At 73.3% G+C, this 16,330-nt stretch carries 14 protein-coding genes and 3 pseudogenes; 9 read left to right on the top strand and 8 right to left on the bottom strand.

Annotated elements, in window-relative coordinates:
- Position 1: 1 nt before the first annotated feature.
- Positions 2 to 1,852 carry a M1 family aminopeptidase gene (locus ACWDAG_RS03485; protein WP_450693877.1) on the bottom strand — a complete coding sequence of 617 codons (1,851 nt, stop codon included), beginning with the start codon at positions 1,850 to 1,852 and terminating at the stop codon, positions 2 to 4.
- Positions 1,853 to 2,105: 253 nt separating this feature from the next.
- Here ACWDAG_RS03485 and ACWDAG_RS03480 point away from each other — a divergent pair, with 253 nt between their 5' ends.
- Positions 2,106 to 2,930 carry an alpha/beta fold hydrolase gene (locus ACWDAG_RS03480; RefSeq protein ID WP_450693876.1) on the top strand — a complete coding sequence of 275 codons (825 nt, stop codon included), beginning with the start codon at positions 2,106 to 2,108 and terminating at the stop codon, positions 2,928 to 2,930.
- 36 nt (positions 2,931 to 2,966) lie between these two features.
- Here ACWDAG_RS03480 and ACWDAG_RS03475 read toward each other — a convergent pair whose 3' ends face one another.
- A complete protein-coding gene (locus ACWDAG_RS03475; RefSeq protein WP_450693875.1) occupies positions 2,967 to 3,941 on the bottom strand; it encodes a M56 family metallopeptidase in 975 nt (324 codons plus the stop codon).
- A 79-nt stretch (positions 3,942 to 4,020) separates the two neighbouring features.
- On the bottom strand, positions 4,021 to 4,446 hold the full coding sequence (locus ACWDAG_RS03470) for a BlaI/MecI/CopY family transcriptional regulator (protein ID WP_450693874.1): 426 nt from the start codon (positions 4,444 to 4,446) through the stop codon (positions 4,021 to 4,023).
- Between the two features lie 101 nt (positions 4,447 to 4,547).
- On the opposite strand from ACWDAG_RS03470, the gene ACWDAG_RS03465 reads away from it, so the two are divergent.
- The 6 genes and pseudogenes from ACWDAG_RS03465 (at position 4,548) to ACWDAG_RS03440 (ending at position 9,030) form a co-directional block, all read left to right on the top strand.
- Complete coding sequence (locus ACWDAG_RS03465) at positions 4,548 to 5,231, top strand: DedA family protein (protein WP_450693873.1); 684 nt, start codon at positions 4,548 to 4,550, stop codon at positions 5,229 to 5,231.
- Positions 5,228 to 5,833, top strand: coding sequence for a phosphatase PAP2 family protein (locus ACWDAG_RS03460; RefSeq protein ID WP_450693872.1), 606 nt, complete (start codon positions 5,228 to 5,230; stop codon positions 5,831 to 5,833). Before ACWDAG_RS03465 ends, ACWDAG_RS03460 begins: the two co-directional genes overlap by 4 nt.
- 66 nt (positions 5,834 to 5,899) lie before the next feature.
- Positions 5,900 to 6,166 (top strand): hypothetical protein, encoded by a 267-nt coding sequence (locus ACWDAG_RS03455; protein WP_450693871.1) that lies wholly within the window; start codon positions 5,900 to 5,902, stop codon positions 6,164 to 6,166.
- 230 nt (positions 6,167 to 6,396) lie between these two features.
- Positions 6,397 to 7,422, top strand: a complete 1,026-nt coding sequence (locus ACWDAG_RS03450; protein WP_450693870.1) for a phosphatase PAP2 family protein — start codon at positions 6,397 to 6,399, stop codon at positions 7,420 to 7,422.
- A 78-nt stretch (positions 7,423 to 7,500) separates the two neighbouring features.
- Positions 7,501 to 7,647, top strand: a pseudogene (locus ACWDAG_RS03445) (DNA-binding response regulator); the annotation flags it as partial.
- A 56-nt stretch (positions 7,648 to 7,703) separates the two neighbouring features.
- Positions 7,704 to 9,030: pseudogene (locus tag ACWDAG_RS03440) on the top strand (sensor histidine kinase).
- On the opposite strand, the gene ACWDAG_RS03435 reads toward ACWDAG_RS03440, so the two are convergent.
- The 4 genes and pseudogenes from ACWDAG_RS03435 to ACWDAG_RS03420 all read right to left on the bottom strand — a co-directional run bounded on the left by ACWDAG_RS03435 (position 9,011) and on the right by ACWDAG_RS03420 (position 13,036).
- Positions 9,011 to 9,904, bottom strand: a complete 894-nt coding sequence (locus ACWDAG_RS03435) for a COG4705 family protein (protein ID WP_450693869.1) — start codon at positions 9,902 to 9,904, stop codon at positions 9,011 to 9,013. The pseudogene ACWDAG_RS03440 and the gene ACWDAG_RS03435 overlap by 20 nt on opposite strands.
- Positions 9,901 to 10,425 (bottom strand): annotated as a pseudogene (locus tag ACWDAG_RS03430) (hypothetical protein). Before ACWDAG_RS03430 ends, ACWDAG_RS03435 begins: the two are co-directional and overlap by 4 nt.
- A 50-nt stretch (positions 10,426 to 10,475) precedes the next feature.
- Positions 10,476 to 11,531: a lysylphosphatidylglycerol synthase transmembrane domain-containing protein gene (locus tag ACWDAG_RS03425; protein WP_450693868.1), complete on the bottom strand. Its 1,056-nt coding sequence runs from the start codon at positions 11,529 to 11,531 to the stop codon at positions 10,476 to 10,478.
- On the bottom strand, positions 11,528 to 13,036 hold the full coding sequence (locus tag ACWDAG_RS03420; protein ID WP_450693867.1) for a hypothetical protein: 1,509 nt from the start codon (positions 13,034 to 13,036) through the stop codon (positions 11,528 to 11,530). The genes ACWDAG_RS03425 and ACWDAG_RS03420 overlap by 4 nt, the downstream gene beginning before the upstream one ends.
- A gap of 136 nt (positions 13,037 to 13,172) precedes the next feature.
- On the opposite strand from ACWDAG_RS03420, the gene ACWDAG_RS03415 reads away from it, so the two are divergent.
- Together ACWDAG_RS03415 and ACWDAG_RS03410 are read left to right on the top strand one after the other, a co-directional pair.
- Positions 13,173 to 13,556, top strand: a complete 384-nt coding sequence (locus ACWDAG_RS03415) for a BlaI/MecI/CopY family transcriptional regulator (RefSeq protein WP_450693866.1) — start codon at positions 13,173 to 13,175, stop codon at positions 13,554 to 13,556.
- Between the two features lie 60 nt (positions 13,557 to 13,616).
- Positions 13,617 to 14,504 carry a M56 family metallopeptidase gene (locus ACWDAG_RS03410; protein WP_450693865.1) on the top strand — a complete coding sequence of 296 codons (888 nt, stop codon included), beginning with the start codon at positions 13,617 to 13,619 and terminating at the stop codon, positions 14,502 to 14,504.
- Positions 14,505 to 15,084: 580 nt separating this feature from the next.
- On the opposite strand, the gene ACWDAG_RS03405 is transcribed toward ACWDAG_RS03410, so the two are convergent.
- A complete protein-coding gene (locus tag ACWDAG_RS03405; protein ID WP_450693950.1) occupies positions 15,085 to 16,233 on the bottom strand; it encodes an MFS transporter in 1,149 nt (382 codons plus the stop codon).
- Between the last annotated feature and the right edge of the window lie 97 nt (positions 16,234 to 16,330).

Raw genomic sequence — 16,330 nt, 5'->3', positions numbered from 1 at the left:
CTCAGCCGTCGATGCGGTGCGTGCTCCAGAAGGAGGTCAGGTCCGTGGTCGTCGCGGCCTGCGCGGCCGCCTTGAACTCGGCCGTGGTCGAGACCCCGTACCAGTGCGAGGTGGCGTAGTCCTTCAGCAGTTTGGTCATCGCCGAGTCGCCTATCGTCCGCCGCAGGTCGTGCAGGGCGCACTTGCCGTAGCCGTAGACGACGGTGGAGTAGCGGGACGAGTGGGCGTCCCAGTAGGCCATGGAGTTGGTGATCTTCTCCGCGGACGAGGCCCAGGAGACGCTGTTCCAGCAGCTCGTGCCGGACTTGCCGAGGGCCAGGTCGGTGGCGTAGTCGGTGAACGCCTCATCCAGCCAGGGGCTGTTGTACTCGTCGTCACCGACGATGCCGTACCACCACTGGTGACCGATCTCATGGGTGAGCGCGGTCGTGCTGACGAGGTCGAGGACGAACCCGGGGTACTCCATGCCGCCGAACCAGTAGTTGTTGTCGATCACGGCGTCCAACTCGCCGTACGGGTAAGCCCCGAAGCGTGCCGCATGGGCGTCCACGGCCGACTTGGCGGTGGAGAGCATCGACTGGGCGTCGGAGGAGCTGATGTCCGAGACGGAGTAGATGTTGATCGCGGTCCCGGCCGCCGAGGTGCCGGAGATCTTGCTGAAGGGGCCCGCCGCCCAGGCGAAGTCACGCACCTTGGAGGCGGTCGCGGTGGTGACGGTACGGCCGCTGGAGCCGGGGGTGTCGGTCGAGGTGCCGGTGGCCGGGACCAGCAGGGTGCTCGGGTGGTCGAGGGTCACCTTGAAGTCGGCGGCCAGGGAGTAGAACGACTCGCCGTTGTTGGTGTACGGGTCCAGGTGCCAGCCCGAGCCGTCCTTGACGGCGAGGACGGGCAGCGCGTTGCCGATGTTGTTGAAGGCCCCGTCGTGACCGAACCGGTCCGCGCCGCTCGGCACGGTGATGCCCAGGTCGAAGCCGATCGTGGCGGACTGCCCCTGCGCCAGCGGCGTCGGCAGGGTGATCTGCAGGGCGGTGCAGGCGACGGACAGGGAACCCGCCGTACCGCCGGTGACGTTGGTGACCGTGATCGGCATGGCGTCGCAGGTGCCGTGGTAGTTGTCCCACAGCCTCAGGTACACCTCGCTCAGCGCGGTCGAGGAGGCGTTGGTGAAGGTCGCGCTCTCGTGGCCGGTCCACACCGTGCCGCTGGTGTTGCTGCTGAGGCTGACCGTGTACGAGGGCGTGGCGGGCGTGCGCGTGGAGTCCGCCGGCGGAGTGCTGCCTCCGGACGTGTCGAGGGCGATGTCGTCGAGGACGAAGCTGGTCTGCAGGCTGGAGTCCTCGGCGCCGGTGAAGGCGAGACTCACGGTCTGCCCCGCGAAGGCCGACACGTCGAGCGTCTTCTTCACGTACCCGGTGTTCTTGTCGAGGTTCGAGTACGTCGCCAGCGTCGTGCTGCCGATCTTCGCCGTCAGCTTGTCGTACGCGATGGACGAGGTCGTCTCGGTGGTGTCGATGTGGAGCCAGAAAGAGAGGGTGGCGGTGCTGCACCCGGACGGGATCGTGACGCTCTGCGAGAGCGTGTCGGTGTGGGTGCCACCCGTTCCGTCCAGCCAGGCGTAGCTCGTGCCGCCGTGCGCGGTCTGGCCGGAACGGCTGGTGATGACGCTCGTCGAGGACTGGGTCCACGGTGAAGTGCCGCTCTCGAAGCCGCCGTTGGTGACCACCTGGGCCGGGGTGCAGGCGGCAGCGGCCGACGGGGCGGCCGCCGCAGGGGCGGCGGGAAGGGATACGGCGGCCAGCGCGGCGACTGCCAGTGCGCGCACGGCGATGGATCTGTGGGGGGTCAATCTCACGCGAAACTCCTTTGCGGCGGCCGGGATCCCGGCCTGCTCGGGGCCGCCCGGTCGGCTGGGGTGCGCCTGGGGACGGCAGTGGGGTGCGTGCATCGGTGGTGCGACCGCTGTAGCGTGGCAGATTTGTCGGGGGCATGCCACGAAAAGGGGGTAAAGCGGGTTGGGGTGATCGCCGGGAAATCGCCGCAGACAGGGGGGACGATGGGTCTCAGTGGCGGCAGTCTTCACCTGTCGACGAGAGGACCGGCTGGTTATGGCACGGGTCGGAGTGAACGGCGTAGAGCTCTTCTACGAGACGGCCGGGAACGGCGATCCCTTGGTCCTGGTGCACGGATCATGGGGCGACCACAACAACTGGGACCCGGTCCTCGCCGCCCTCGCGGAGCGATTCCGGGTCCTCGTCTACGACCGGCGCGGGCACAGCCGCAGCGAGCGCCCGCCCGGGCAGGGCACCCGCACCGAGGACGAGGACGACCTTGCGGCGCTGATGGAGACACTGGGGTACGCGCCGGCCTACGTGGCGGGCAACTCCTTCGGAGGCTCGACCGCACTGGGTCTGGCCGCCCGACGCCCCGAACTCTTCCGGGGCCTCATCGCCCACGAGCCCCCGCTCCTGGGAGTCGTGGCCGACGTTCCCGAGCTCCAGCCCGTGATGACGGAGACCGCGAAGAAGATCGAATCCGTGCTCGCCCACCTGCGCGCCGGTGACACCCTGGCGGGAGCGCGCGGGTTCGTCGAAGAGGTCGCCCTGGGCCCCGGCGCGTGGGAGCAACTGCCGGACGCGGTCCGGGACACGTTCCTCCGCAACGCCCCCACCTTCGCCGACGAGCAGTCCGACCCGAACTGGGCCGGCCTCGACCTCGGCCGCCTCGCCGGCTACACCGGGCCCGCCCTGCTGTCGAAGGGCACGGAGAGCCCGCCATGGTTCGCCACGATCGTCAGCCGGTTGTCCGCGGTTCTGCCGCAGGCGCGGACCCACACCTTCGAAGGTGCGGGGCACATCCCTCATGTCACGCATCCGGACGATTACGTCGGCCTTGTGACCGGTTTCGTCGAAGGGGCCCGCCGGTCCTCGTGACACTTGGTGCCACGGGGCGATGAGGACCGCGCGCGGTCAGTCGCCGTCGCCGACGGCCGCGTGTCCCTGCTGTCCCTGTGCTCCTTGCTCGCCCTGGGCGACCTCGATGCCGGCGTGCAGATCGGTGGCCGCGTCCAGAGCCGCCGTCGCCGATACGGCCACGCAGGCGAGCAGCAGACAGGCCAGGGAGCGGGGGAGCAGGCGGGCGGCGGGTGCGGGGGTGCTCAGGAGGGCGGTGACACGCCGGGGGACCGGGCCCGCCGTGGCCGTCAGCGACAGGCGAGGGCGAGCGGAGGTGCCCGCCGCGCGGGCCGCGAGGGCGGCGCGGCCGACAGCGCGGGCGGTGAGGGCGCGGTCGCCAGTCGCCTGCGCCGCGGACTCGTCGGCCCAGCGCTCCAGGGCGTACGAGAGCGGCGCGCGCAGGCCGCGCAGGGCGGGGTGCAGCGCGACGGCGAACTCGGCGGCCGCGAGGAAGACATGGTGGCGCCCGGTGAGGTGGGCGCGCTCGTGGGCGAACAGCACCTCGCGTTCGCCGGCGCTGAGGGCGCGCAGCATTCCCGTCGTCACCACGATGCGGCCGGGCCGCCCGGGCAGCGCATAGGCCTCCGGCCGGTCGTCGTGCCGCACGCAGAGATCGCCGGCGCTCGCACCGCCGCGGAACTGCCGGTGCGCGGCGCGCAGTTCGCGCAGGTGGCGGCGGGCCCGGTCGAGGATCAGGGTGGCGAGACCGGTCAGCGCCAGGGCGGCCAGCACCGCGGCCGGCACCGTGGCGGGCGAGCCGTCACCCAGCAGATGCGGGGAGAGGTGCGCCGCCTGGGCGACGAGGGAGAGGCGCAGGGCACCGGCCAGGGTGAGCATGCCCAGCGCTGCCGTACTGGAGAGGGCGAGGACCAGCGCGAGAGCCGTCAGCGCCCAGGCGGCCGTCCGCGGCCGCAGCTGCTCGGCGCCACGCCGGGCCACGGGCACGGCGAGGAACGGCATGAGCAGCGGGAGCCACACGGCGTAGATCACGGGATTCCTCCAGGGGCCGCCGGACCGTGGTCGACCAGCCTACGCGCCGCGTCCGACAACAAGATCCGTAAGGCGCTGTTCACACGCTGTCCTCACCGGCCGCCGGGCCGCCCTCCAGCAGCGCGCGCAGAAGCTGTTCGTCCTCCGGGCTCAGATCGGAGACGAAGCGGGCGAGGACGGTGCCGCGGTCCTCGTCCTTGTCGAGTTCGGCGTGCATACGGCGGGCCGTGAGGCCGGGGGGGTCCTGGGCCGGGGCGTAGGCGTAGCCGCGGCCGGAACGTGCGCGGGTGACGGCGCCCTTGGCGTGCAGGCGAGTGAGGATGGTGGTCACCGTGGTGCGGGCGAGACCGCCGCCGAGCTCCAGCTGGACGGCGCCGGGTGTGAGCGGCGTGTCGGCGGCCCACAGTGCGGCCAGCACGCTCGCCTCGAGCTCGCCGGCCGGGCGTCGGTCCGTGCGCCCGTCGACCGGGCCGTCGGCCGGCTCGTCAAACTGCCCCTCGGGCATGGGAACACTCCTCGGCTCTGATTCGTCTACAGTTCAGTAGACGGTCTACATGACTGTAGTCGCTAGACGCGGGTCCGTGCCCGCTCCTTCCACGTCCCAGTATGAGAGGGGTCGCCTCCGTGGCAGCTGCCCAGTTCGCCGTCGCCCAAGCGGTGAACGTCCTGGATGCCGGATCCCTGCTGTCCGCCTTCGGCGCGCTCGGCATCGCGGTCGCCATGTTCGCCGAGACCGGCCTGCTGGTCGGCTTCTTCCTGCCCGGCGACTCACTGCTGTTCACGGCCGGGCTGCTGTGCGTCCCCGGCGTCCGCGGATCCGTGCACCTGTCGCTTCCGCAGGTGCTGGCCGCCGCCGTGGTCGGCGCGCTGCTCGGTGCCCAGACGGGGTACTGGCTCGGGCGGCGGGGCGGCCGCGCGCTGCTGGCCCGCAGCCGGGCGAAGAAGCTGCACGAGGGCGCGGCGCGGGCCGAGGAACTGCTCGGGCGCTACGGTCACGCGAAGGCGGTGGTCCTGGCCCGCTTCGTACCGGTCGTACGCACCGTACTGAACCCGCTGGCCGGGGCGCTCGACGTGCCGGTGCGGGTCTTCACCCTCTGGCAGGTGATCGGCGGCCTTGTCTGGACGGTCGGTCTGGTGCTGGGCGGCTACGCGCTGGGCTCCTCGGTGCCGAACGTCGACCGCTACCTGCTGCCGCTGGTCGCGCTCGTGGTCGTCCTCTCCCTGACCCCGATCGCTCTGGAGGCCAGGCGTGCGCGTGCCCGCCGTGCCTCGGAGGGGACCTCCTCGTGACCGGCCTCGCCTTCGGCGGCGCCTCGGTGGACGGCGGTGCCTACACCTGGATCACCGGCCTGGCCCGCCACACCCCGCACCCCGTGAACACGGTGATCGCCGTCTGGTCCGACTACGGCCTCGCGCTGTTCGGCGTGATGATGCTCGCCGCGTGGTGGCGGGCCCGCAGCGCGGGGGAGACGCGGATGGTCCGGGCGCTGGCGGCACCTGTGGTCGTGGTGGTCTGTTACGTGGTCGATGTGCTGGTCAAGTCGGCCGTCGCCGAACGCAGACCGTGCCGGACGCTGCACACCGTGACGGTCGAGGCCTGCCCGGCCGCGGGTGACTGGTCGTTCCCCAGCAACCATGCGGTGATCGCCGGGGCCGCCGCGGTGGCGCTGTGGCTCGCGCACCACCGCCTCGGCAGGATCGCGGCCCTGGCCGCCATCCTGATGGCCGTCTCCCGGGTGTGGATAGGAGTGCACTATCCGCACGACGTGGCCGTGGGCCTGGCATTCGGCGCGGTCCTCGCCTGGCCCCTCATGCACCTGACGGACCGGGCTGCCCCACTGGTCGGCCGTGCGGCCGGCACTCGGTTCAGGGCGTTGGTGACGGCTTCATGACGGGGCACGAAGGGGAGCGGGACGAGCGGGGTGGGGGTGCGGTAGGGGGCGGCTCGGGTGGTGGACGTGGTGGGGGAGTCAGCGGGCCTGGTGATGCGTCTGGGCGCGGTGGGGGTGCTGCTGGTGTCGGCGGTGCTGCTGGGGGCGGTGGTGGCGCAGCTGGGTCTGGTGGAGGTGCCGGGAACGGCGGCGAGGCTGCTGGGTCTGGTGGAGGTGCCGGGCAGGGCGGCAAGGATGCCGGATCTGGGGGTGGTACTGCCGCGCCGGGTGGTGAGGCTGGGGGCGGTGAGAGTGGCGTCGGGTCGGGAGGAGGCGGAGGGGCTGGGCGAGTAGCCCGGAGCCCGGCCGAGGAGGCGCGGCGGCCGGCGGTGCAGGGTGCGCAGGCGCGCGACCCTGCCGGGCGGCCGCGCAGGAACCCGGGCGGACGAGGGTCGAGCGCCGATCGGAGCGGGCGAGGGCTGGGTCGAACGGGCCAAGGGCTCAGCGTGAACCGGGCCGGACGAGGGCCAGGCGACCGGGCCGGCCAACGGCCGGGCGGGAACCGGGCCGGGAAAGCGCCAAGTGTGAACCGGACCGGACGAGCGCCGGTGCCGCTCGCCGTCGTCTGCGCCCTGCTGTTCGCCGCTCTCGCGACCACGGTGGGTCTGCGCCACGGCACCCCCCTGCCGGGGGACACGGCAGCCCACGCGTGGGGGCTCGCGCACCGGCCCCCGGAAGCGGTGGCGCTCGCGCGCGGGATCACCGCGACGGGGACGGGGCCCTGGCCATACGTGCTCGTCGTGATCGCCGCGTTCATCGCGGGCCGCACCGCGCGTGAGCGGCTGCGGAACGCCGTCGTCCTCTTGATCGTCCTGGTCGCCGGGCAACTGGTCCGCACGGGGCTGATGGAACTGTTTGCGCGGGCCCGCCCGGCCCCTGCCGACTGGGCGACGCATGCGTCCGGCTTCTCGTTCCCCTCCGGGCACGCCGCCACTTCGGCCCTCACCGCCGGCCTGCTGTGCTGGGCGACGACTCGTCGCGCCCGCGTGGACCTCGCCCGCACGACCTGCACGCTCGCGGTGTGCTGGGCGGTCGCGGTCGGTCTGACCCGCGTGTACCTCGGGGTGCACTGGGCGAGCGACGTCATCGGAGGCTGGCTGCTCGCGGCAGCCTGGCTGGGCCTGTGGTGGTGGGGCTGGGCCCGGTGGCTGCCCGCGGAGTCGACGGGGCGCGGTGGGCCAGGGGCACCCGGCACGGGTACGGCATCGGACGCTCCCGCCGCACCGCCGCCCCCGGAGGCTTCCGGCCCGCGTCTGCCTGCGGACGCTCGTGACTTGTCCCCGTCTTCGGGTGCTTCCGGGGCGTCTCCGTCTCCGGAGGCCTCCGGCCCGAGTCTGTCTACGTACGTTGCTGGCCGACCTCGGTACCCCGGCTCGCTCCTGCGTTCGGACCCCTTCGGCCTGCGTTCGTCCGCGAAGGCTCCTGGCCTGAGTTCGTCTTCAGACGGTCCTGGCCCTCTGCCGCCTGGCAACACGGGCCACCCGCCCTCGCCCGAGGACTCTCCGGGCCCGCACCCACCCTCGGACACCCCCGACGCATCCCCCTCCTAGGAAACCCACCCACCGCTCCGCGTCCCACGCAGAGCCCCCTGCACACCGCACCCGACGCACCACCACCGACGGAGAACCATGCCTCCCAAGATCCTGGTCGTGGAGGACGATCACGCCCTGCGTGATGTGTTGCTGCGCGGGCTGCGGGACGAGGGCTTCGACGGCGTGCCTGCTGCCGACGGGGCGACCGCGTTGCGGCTGGCCGGGGACCAGGTGGCTGCGGCCGGTCGGCCTCGTGCTCCCCGCGCGCCGGGCTCCGTCCCCGTCTCGTCCCCCGCACCCTGCGCGGCCGGCTCTCCCTGGTCGCTCTCACCACCGCCGCCCTCCTGATGGTGATCCTCACCGTCGTCTTCAACACCGTGGTCCGCCACCATCTGGGGCGCCAGGCGGACGACGAGCTGCGCACCCGAGCGGCCGCCGTCGCCACCACCGTCGACGCCGTCGGCCCGCGGGTGCGGGTCCTGGAGACCGTCAACGACCGGCTCCTGGACGCCAACGTGTGGATCTACGCCGGTCCGCGGCTGCTGGAGCAACCGCCCTCCGCCGGTGCGCTCACCCAGGTCGCCGAAGGCCTGGTCCGCCAGGGCGGACGGCGCTGCGTCACCGCCTCCGGCCACGGATCGAGTCCCGTCCGCCTGTGCTCCGAGCCCGTCCCCGGCGCGCGGCAGGCGGCCACCATCGTCACGGCCCTGGACCTGTCCCCGTACCGCAGTTCGGCCGACACCCTGCTGCTGGGCTCGTTCTCCCTGGACGCCGTGATGCTGGCCTGCACCTACGCACTGACCCGGCTCGCGGTGGGACGTGCGCTGCGCCCCGTCGGGACGATGACCGACCAGGCGACCCAGTGGAGCGCGGTGGCCTCCGACGAGCGGTTCGGCAGCCCGGACCGCCCGGCTGAACTCGCCCGCCTGGGCGCGTCGTTGGACGAACTGCTGGACCGTATCCGCGCGGTGCTGCGGCACGAGCGGCAGCTGACCGGCGAGCTCTCGCACGAGCTGCGCACCCCGCTCAGCAGGATCCTCGCCGAGCTGGAGTGGTACCGCTCGCGCCCTCGCACAGCGGCCGAGACCAGGGCCGTGCACGCGACGATCGCCGAGGCCGCCGAGTCGATGCGCACCATCTGCGACACGCTCCTGACCAGCGCCCGCGAGGACGCGACCACTGCCCCCCCCCGGTACCGCCCCGGTCCTGCCCGTCCTGCGCCGCCTCGCCACACAGTCGGACGCCCCCGACCACGTGACGGTCACCGTCGACGGCCCCGGCGCACAGCTGGAGGCGGGCGTGCAAGACGCCCTCCTCGAACGGATCGTCAGCCCGCTGCTGGCCAACGCGCCGCGCTACGCAGAGTCGAGCGTCACCCTGCACGCGGACCGGGACGGCGGCGGCGTACGTATCTGTGTCATGGACGACGGGCCGGGCGTGCCGCCCGCGTTCGCCGGACAGCTCTTCCGGCCCGGCCGCCGCGCCGACCCGGACGACGGACATGGCGGAGCGGGCCTGGGGCTGCCGCTGGCGCGGCGCCTGGCCCGCTCCGCCGGGGGCGAGGTCTCCTACGAGCCCGAACTCGCCCCCGGCACACGCTTCGTCGTCAGACTGCCGGCCGGCTGACCCCGCCCGCAGGACGTCGCTCGCGCGCGTGGGCGTACCCCATCAGTCCGACCAGTACGGCCAGCAGCACCGCCGACGATCCCGCCGTGCCGAGGTCGAGGCCGCCCTTGGCGACGGGCTTGGTGAGGAAGTCGCCCGCCGTCGCACCGAGCGGCCGGGTCAGCACGAACGCGAACCAGAACAGCAGCACGTTCGGCACCGCGGGCACCTTCATCAGGGCGACCAGGACCGCGAGCACCCCGCCCACCAGCAGCGCACCACCGGCGTAGCCGAGACCGGAGCTGTCGGAGAGGAAGTCGCCCATGGAGGTGCCGAGCGTGTTGGAGACGAGGATCGCCGACCAGAACAGCGCCTCCCCGCGGAAGCTGACGATGTCCCGGATGACGAACGTCATCCCGCTCAGCTTCCACACGGCGAAGATCACGACCAGCAGCGAGATCAGGATCGCGGCGCCCGCCGGATAGCCGAGGCCCAGGCCCTGCGGCCCCCAGCCCAGCGAAGTGGCGCCGCCCGAAAGGTACTTGGCGCTGGCGTCGCGGTTCATGAAGTCGGACATCGTGGTGCCGGCCATGCTGGTCGACAGGATGACGGTCCAGTAGAAGAACGGGTTGTAGCGCCGCGACCTGAGCTGGACGACCAGCGTCACGACGAAGACCAGGAACAGGGCGATCGTGGTCAGGAAGTAGCCCAGCTTGAGGGTCTGCGAGAAGAGGTCGCCCGCTGTCTCGCCGAGGGTGGTCGCCGCGATCTTCATGATCCAGAAGGCCAGCGTGACCTCCGGGAGCTTCTTGAGTACGTCGCGACGGCCGGCGGCGGCGTCGACGTCGGTGAGGACCGTCGGCTCCGCCGCTTGTGTGGGGGGTTGGTCGGTCATGCGGCCTGTAGCTCCTGTTCGTTGGGTTTGGTGACGTCTTTGCGGGTGATCGCGAGGAAGACGACCAGGCCAAGGACCACCGTGAGGAACAGCGTGCTCGTCACCACGGTGCTCAGGCTCAGGCCGCCGTCCCCGGTGGGCTGGGAGAGGCGGTCGCCGACCGAGGCGCCCAGCGGGCGGGTCAGGACGTAGGCGATCCAGAAGCTCCACACCGCGTCCAGGCCGAGCGCGAAGCGCGTGACGGCGCCGCCGCGATGGCCGGCGCGAAGAGCACGGCGGAGAGCCAGTAGCCCAGGTCCATGCGCTCGGCGACCAGGTCGCCGGCCGGCCTTCTCGTTCAGCAGGTCCGCCGCCGTCTCGCCGACGGTGGTGCACAGCACCTTGATCACCCAGAAATATACGGTGACTTCGGGAACCTTGTTCAAACGCAGGCGCGATCGGTGACGGGTGGGCGGTGCCCCGGTGGCGCCGTGCGCGTACGCCGCAGCCGCCTCAGTTGTCCCAGACGTATCTGACGTCATACGGGGGACGCTGTCACCGGAAACCTGAACGCATCCTGACCGCGGTGCCCTCACAGGGCTCTCGAACGGACCAGCCCGGCCAGCACCAGCAGCCCCGGCACCAGCGGCAGCCACACGGTCAGCAACCGGTAGCCGAGCACGGCCGAGACACTCGCCGAGCCCGAGGCGCCCGCCGTGGTCAGCGCCCAGGCGAGCGCGGCATCAAGGGAGCCGAGGCCGCCGGGGGTCGGCAGCAGGACGGCGGCGCTGCTGGCGGCGAGATAGGCGAGCGCGATGCGCCCTGCGGGCAGCGGTACGTCCAGGGCGTGCACGACGGCGATCACCACCGCCGTGTGCAGGGAGGCGAAGGCCAGCGAGCCGCCCCACAGGGCCGCCGCGCGACGAGGGTTCTCGTGCACGGCACGTACGTCGGCCGCCGCGCAGGCCAGCGCCCGCCGCAGCCTTGTCCGCCGTACGAGCAGGACTGCCAAGGGTACGGCCGCCGCCGTCGCCAGTGCGCCGACCAGCAGCTTCGGTCCGCCCACCGACGGCAGCCGCAGCACGCCGGGGCAGGCGAGGGCGAGCAGCGCCATCAGGGCGATCCGGACGACGGCTCCCGCGGTGGACTTGACCGCGAGGGCCGTGGCCGCCCGGCCGGGTGCCAGTCCGCAGCGCATCAGGAACCGCAGATTGACCGCTCCCGCTCCGAGCCCGGCGGGCAGCAGATGGTTTGCGGCGGAGGCCGCGAACTGGACCGTCAGCAGCCGGGCGGCGGGCAGCGCCTCGCGCACGGCGCCCTGTTGCGCGAGTCCCGCGCACGCCCAGGTCAGCAGGGTGAGTAGGGCCGCCAGCAGTAGCCAGCCGGGGTCGGCGGCGGTCAGGCGGTCGATGCCTGAGGCGAGGACGGGCCAGTGTCGGGCGGCGAGCGCGACGGCGCCCGCGGTGAGGAGGAGTGCGGCCAGGGCCGCGATGGGGCGTCTTTCGTCTGCGGCGCCGTTGTGGCTGGTCGCACCCCGCGGCGGAGCCGCAGATTGATACAGCCCCGCGCCCCTTGGGGGAGCTGCCGTACCGTACTGGACTTCGCCGAGGGCGTTCGTGCGTGCCGCCCTGCCCACGGTAGTGGTCATTCCTGACCACCCTTCCGTACGGCTCCCGGAGCGAGGTACGCATAGCCGCCCGTCAAGCGGTGTGGCTGCCATGTGCGGGCGTACGGCGGCGGTTGGACGAGGTGTGTCGTGAGGAGAACGACCGGCATCCGGCGGGCCGTTCGGGCGAGTTCTGCGGCGGTGGTGTTGGCGTCGTGGCCGCCGGTGTGGGCGGAGGCGCAGCCTGCGGCGAAGGCGACCGGCACGGAATCGCCCCCGGTGACCAGGCACGGTGGGTGTACGCCGAGACGGCGCAGGTCCGCGGCGGTGCGACCCCAGACCCGGTGGTCGGCGGTGGTTCTGGACACGGCGCGCTCCAACACGGCGAACTGGACGGCCAGATGGCCCGCGAGCCCCACGGCCACGAGCGTCACGGCCAGCGTCCGCCAGCGTCCTCTCGGCGCTGTGACCAGGCGGGCCAGGGCGTCCGCGACCGGGATCGCGAGCAGTGCGTACGCGGGCAGCAGGAAACGGGGTGCGGCGTAGCCGATCAGGAAGAGGTACGGCACGGCCGCGGTCGCCGCGCAGGCCAGCGGCAGCAGCGTGGCGGCCGTACGGCGGGCCCGCACCGCGATCACCAGCGCGGCGGCGGCGAGCAGCGGGAGGACGAACCACCAGGCGATCACCGGCGGGCTCGCGATGGCCCCCGTGCACGGGCGGCACAGGGCCCGTCCGCCGAGGCTGCGGAGTTGGTCGACGACGGCGTTGTGCAGGCCCAGGCCGCCCTGGATGCGGGAGCCGGCGGCCAGCCGGGCGCCCACACCGCCGTAGTCGACGTATGCCTCGACGATCCACTCGGTGGCCCCCGCTGCGAGACCGGTGACCAGGGCCAGCAGCAGCCGCAGGTGGCGTCGGGGGCGGATGCACAGCACGAGCGCGAGCAGTGGGAGTGTGACCCAGACGGCGTCCGTGGGGCGCATCCATGCCATCAGCGCCGTACCCGCGGCCACGCCCCACAGGGCGCCGCGCCGGGTGCGGTCGGACCGGGCGTGCAGGAAGAAGCCCACGGTGGCCGACGCGCCCACGGCAACCCAGTAGTTGGGCATGGCCTGCGGGCCGTAGAAGAGGGTGATCCACAGCGATGCGAACAGGGCGCCGCCGGCCGCGATCACCCGTACCGGGAACAGGCCCCGCCAGGCTCGCAGGGCCCAGTACAGACCGAGCCCGGACAGGACCGCCAAGTACACCCGCAGCAGCGCGGTGGACGACGACCAGGAGGCGACGGGAGCCACCAGCAGAGTGATGCCGCGGGCGCGGGGTGCGCTGAAGTAGGCCGCCGGGGCGTGCGTGCTCACCTGGCTGACGTACACCGCCTCGTCCCAGCCCAGGCCCATTCCGGGCCGTACCAGGGCGAGTTGGAGCAGTGTGAAGGCGGCCGCCACCGCCGCGAGCCACCACTCACCCGCGGAGCGCCACGGCGGCCGGGCGGTCGGTGGCGGCCCGTGCCGGGTGGCGTGGGTCGGAGCGGTGTCGGGGGTCCTCGTCATCGTTCACCCATCCAGCCCTACGAGTTGTAGGGTTGATCTCACCCTACAGGTTGTAGGTCGGGAGCAAACCGGAGCCGGGTAAGGGGCGGGTACGGATTGGTGACCGTCGGACCCTACGCACCGTAAGGTGGTGGCCATGGCAGGCACGACTTCTCGCGGCAGGGGCGAGCGCCGCAGCCCCGGTGAGCTGGAGAGCGAGGTCCTCGCCACCCTGTGGGCGACGGACCGGCCCCTCACGCCTGCCGAGATTCAGGCCGACCTCGGCGGCGACCTCGCCTACAACACCGTGCACACGATCCTGCGGCGACTGCACGACAAGAGCCTCGTCCTGCGCGACGCCGACGGCCGGCGCGGAGCCTATCGGCCGGCGAAGAACGCGGCGCAGATGACCGCAGAGGCCATGCACCAGGCCCTGGACCGCGGCCCCGACCCGATAGCGGCCCTCCAGCAGTTCGTCACGGGCCTGAGCCCGGTGGAGGAGGCCGCGCTGCGCGCACTGCTCGGCGAGAGCGGTGCGTGAGGCGGCGACAGCAGCCGCAGCGGCAACGGGGATCACTAGGAGAGGGAGGCGGCGCGGGCCATGAGGATCGACGTCTACACCCCGCTCCTCCTGTCCCTGTTGCTCGCCGTCGTGACCCCTCAGGTCGGCCTGCGCCTCGCGCCCGCTCCGGCGGCCCGGGCCCTGACCGCGGCTGCCGTCCTCGCCGCGGGCGCCACGACCTGGGCGCTGGTCCTGCTGACCGTCACGCTCGTCGACGAGGCACCGCCGGTCGTCGCCGACGCCCGTGAGGACGGCCGGGTGCTGCCCGATCCGGTCCCCGAAATCGTCGCTATCGCCGCGCTCGCGATACTCGCGGTGGCCGCCTGCCGGCTCCTGCGGGCGGTCCGCGCCGAACGCGCCACCCGCCGCACCCTGCGCCGCCTGTGCGAAGGCCACCCGGACGGCACCGAACTCGTCGTCGCGGCCTCACCGACCGCGCAGGCGTTCGCGGTGCCCGGCACCCCGGGCCGGATCCTGGTCACCTCCGCGATGCTCGCCGCGCTGAGCCCCGCCGAACGCCGCGTCCTGTTCGCCCACGAGCGCGCCCACCTCGCCCACCGCCACTCCCTGCTGGTCCACGCGGTCACCCTCGCCGCCGCGGCGAACCCGCTGCTCGTGCCGGTGCGTACGACGGTCGCCTACCTGGTGGAGCGCTGGGCCGACGAACAGGCCGCCACCGCGGTCGGCGATCGCCGCACCACGGCTCAGGCCCTGGCCCGAGCCGCCCTCGTCGCCCACCGCCCCGGCTGCGCACTGCACTTCTCCGACCGCGCAGTCACCCGCCGCGTAGCCGCCCTGCAGACGGCCCCGCCACCCCACCTGCGCCCGATCGCCGCGGCGGTACTGGCCCTCGGAATCCTGCCCGCACTCGGCGCGGCGGACGCGACGGGGGATCTGCTGCAGCTTCTGGGGAGCGTGCTGACCTAGGGCGGGCAGTTGGCCCGGGGGCGAGGGCGGGCGAGGGTGCGGGCTCCCCTGGGCTGGACGTAGGGCAGGGGCTTGGCCGGGGTGGACGGGTGGCGGGCGCCTTCCGGGGCTGGTCGGGGGCGGGTGCTTGCCCAGGGGTTGCGGACGGACGCGTGCTTGTCCGGGGCGGGGGAGGGGGGGCTCGCCTGGGCCGGAATGGGGCGGGTCCTTTGCGAGGGGTGGACGGGCGGGGCCGGCCTGGGCTGGTGGAGGTCGGGGGCTTGCCTGGGCTGGTCAGGGGCGGGTGCTTGCCCAGGGGTTGAGGACGGACGCGCGCTTGTCCAGGGTGGGCGGGCCGGAATGGGGCGGGTCCTTTGCCAGGGGTGGACGGGCGGGGCCGGCCTGGACCGGGCGGGGGCCGGGCGCTCGCCTGGGCCCGACGGGGCGCGGGCGCTTGTCCAGCGTGGACGGGCGGCGGGTGTCTACCCGATGGGGGGCGGGGCGGGAGCTGCTGGCGCGTACCGCGTGCGTGCGCCCCGTCATCCGGTCACCCCGGCTGTCGACGCGGCGTGCGCGGCGACTGCGCGGCCCCGTTCCCGCCTCAGCGCGGGGCTCCGGCCGTCCCCCTCCGTACACCCGCGACAACCCCCACCGCCAGGCACCCCAACACCACTGCCAACGCCCCGAACCCGTACGTCAGGGTCGCTGCGGCCGCCACCCCCGCCACCAGCAACGGCCCGCCCGCATCCCCCAGTTCGCGCCCGAGTTCCGCCGCGCCCATCGTCTGCCCGAGCCGTTCCTGCGGAGTCGCCGAGGCCAGGGCCGCGAAGCCCAGCGGGGTGATCAGACCCGTGCCGGTGCCGATGAGGGCGGCGGCGAGCAGGACGCCGGTCAGGCCCGGCAGCATCGCGCAGGCCAGGCCGGTCGCCGCGAGCAGCAGCCCGGCGATGAGCCCGGCGCCCGCGGTGAGCCGCCCCGCGTCCAAGGCCCGCCCGGCACGCGGCTGTACGACCGCCGCGCACGCGGCCAGCACCGACACCGCGGCACCCGTCGCCACCGTCCCGAGGCCCGCCACCGCACCGGACACCGGCAGAAAGCCCACCCCGGCCGAGAGCGCGGCCGTGGCACCCGAGAGTGCGGCCGTCGGTACGAGAAACGCCGGGTCCGTCAGCCGTCGCGCCAGGTCCAGCAGGGTCTGCCGGGCGCGGGGGAGCGGCGCCACGACGGGTACGGCGACCAGTGCCCACACCGCGACGGCGGCACCGAGCACCGCCAGCACGGCGAACAGCAGCCGCAGCCCGCCCGCCCACACCAGCACCCCGCCGAGCAGCGGCCCGAGCGTGTAGCCGACGGACTTGTAGAAGCCGTAACTCCCGAAGACCCGCCCATGCTTGGCCGCCGGATTGAGCCGGGCCACCAATGCGGAGGCGGCCGGCGAGAACGCGGACGCCGCCGCCCCCTGCCCGAGCCGCGCGGCCCACAGCCACCCCGGGCTGTCCGCGAGGACGTACACCGCGGACGCCGCGGCGAACGCCACCAGCCCGCCGAGCAGCACCGGCCGCGCCCCCACCCGGTCGGCCACCGTGCCGAACACCGGCTTCAGCACGACCTCCGCACCGTCGTAGAGCGCGAGCAGACCGCCCAGGACGAGCAGCGAGGTGACCGCGCCCTTTCCGGCACCACCGAGGTTCGCGGCGATACCGTGCGCCCCGAAGGCGGTGGTGAACCCCGCCGCGTACAGCGGCCACATCGGTCGCTGCCGTCCACGGTCCATGCAGGGCAGCGTACCCATCACGTACAGCGCAGAGGAGAGGGTGATCCGCACCGCTCCAGCCCACACCACCTTG

This window comes from Streptomyces sp. NPDC001157 (assembly GCF_053598255.1).
The sequence above is the reverse complement of the archived record's forward strand: the minus strand, read 5'-3'. Positions and strand labels throughout refer to the sequence as shown.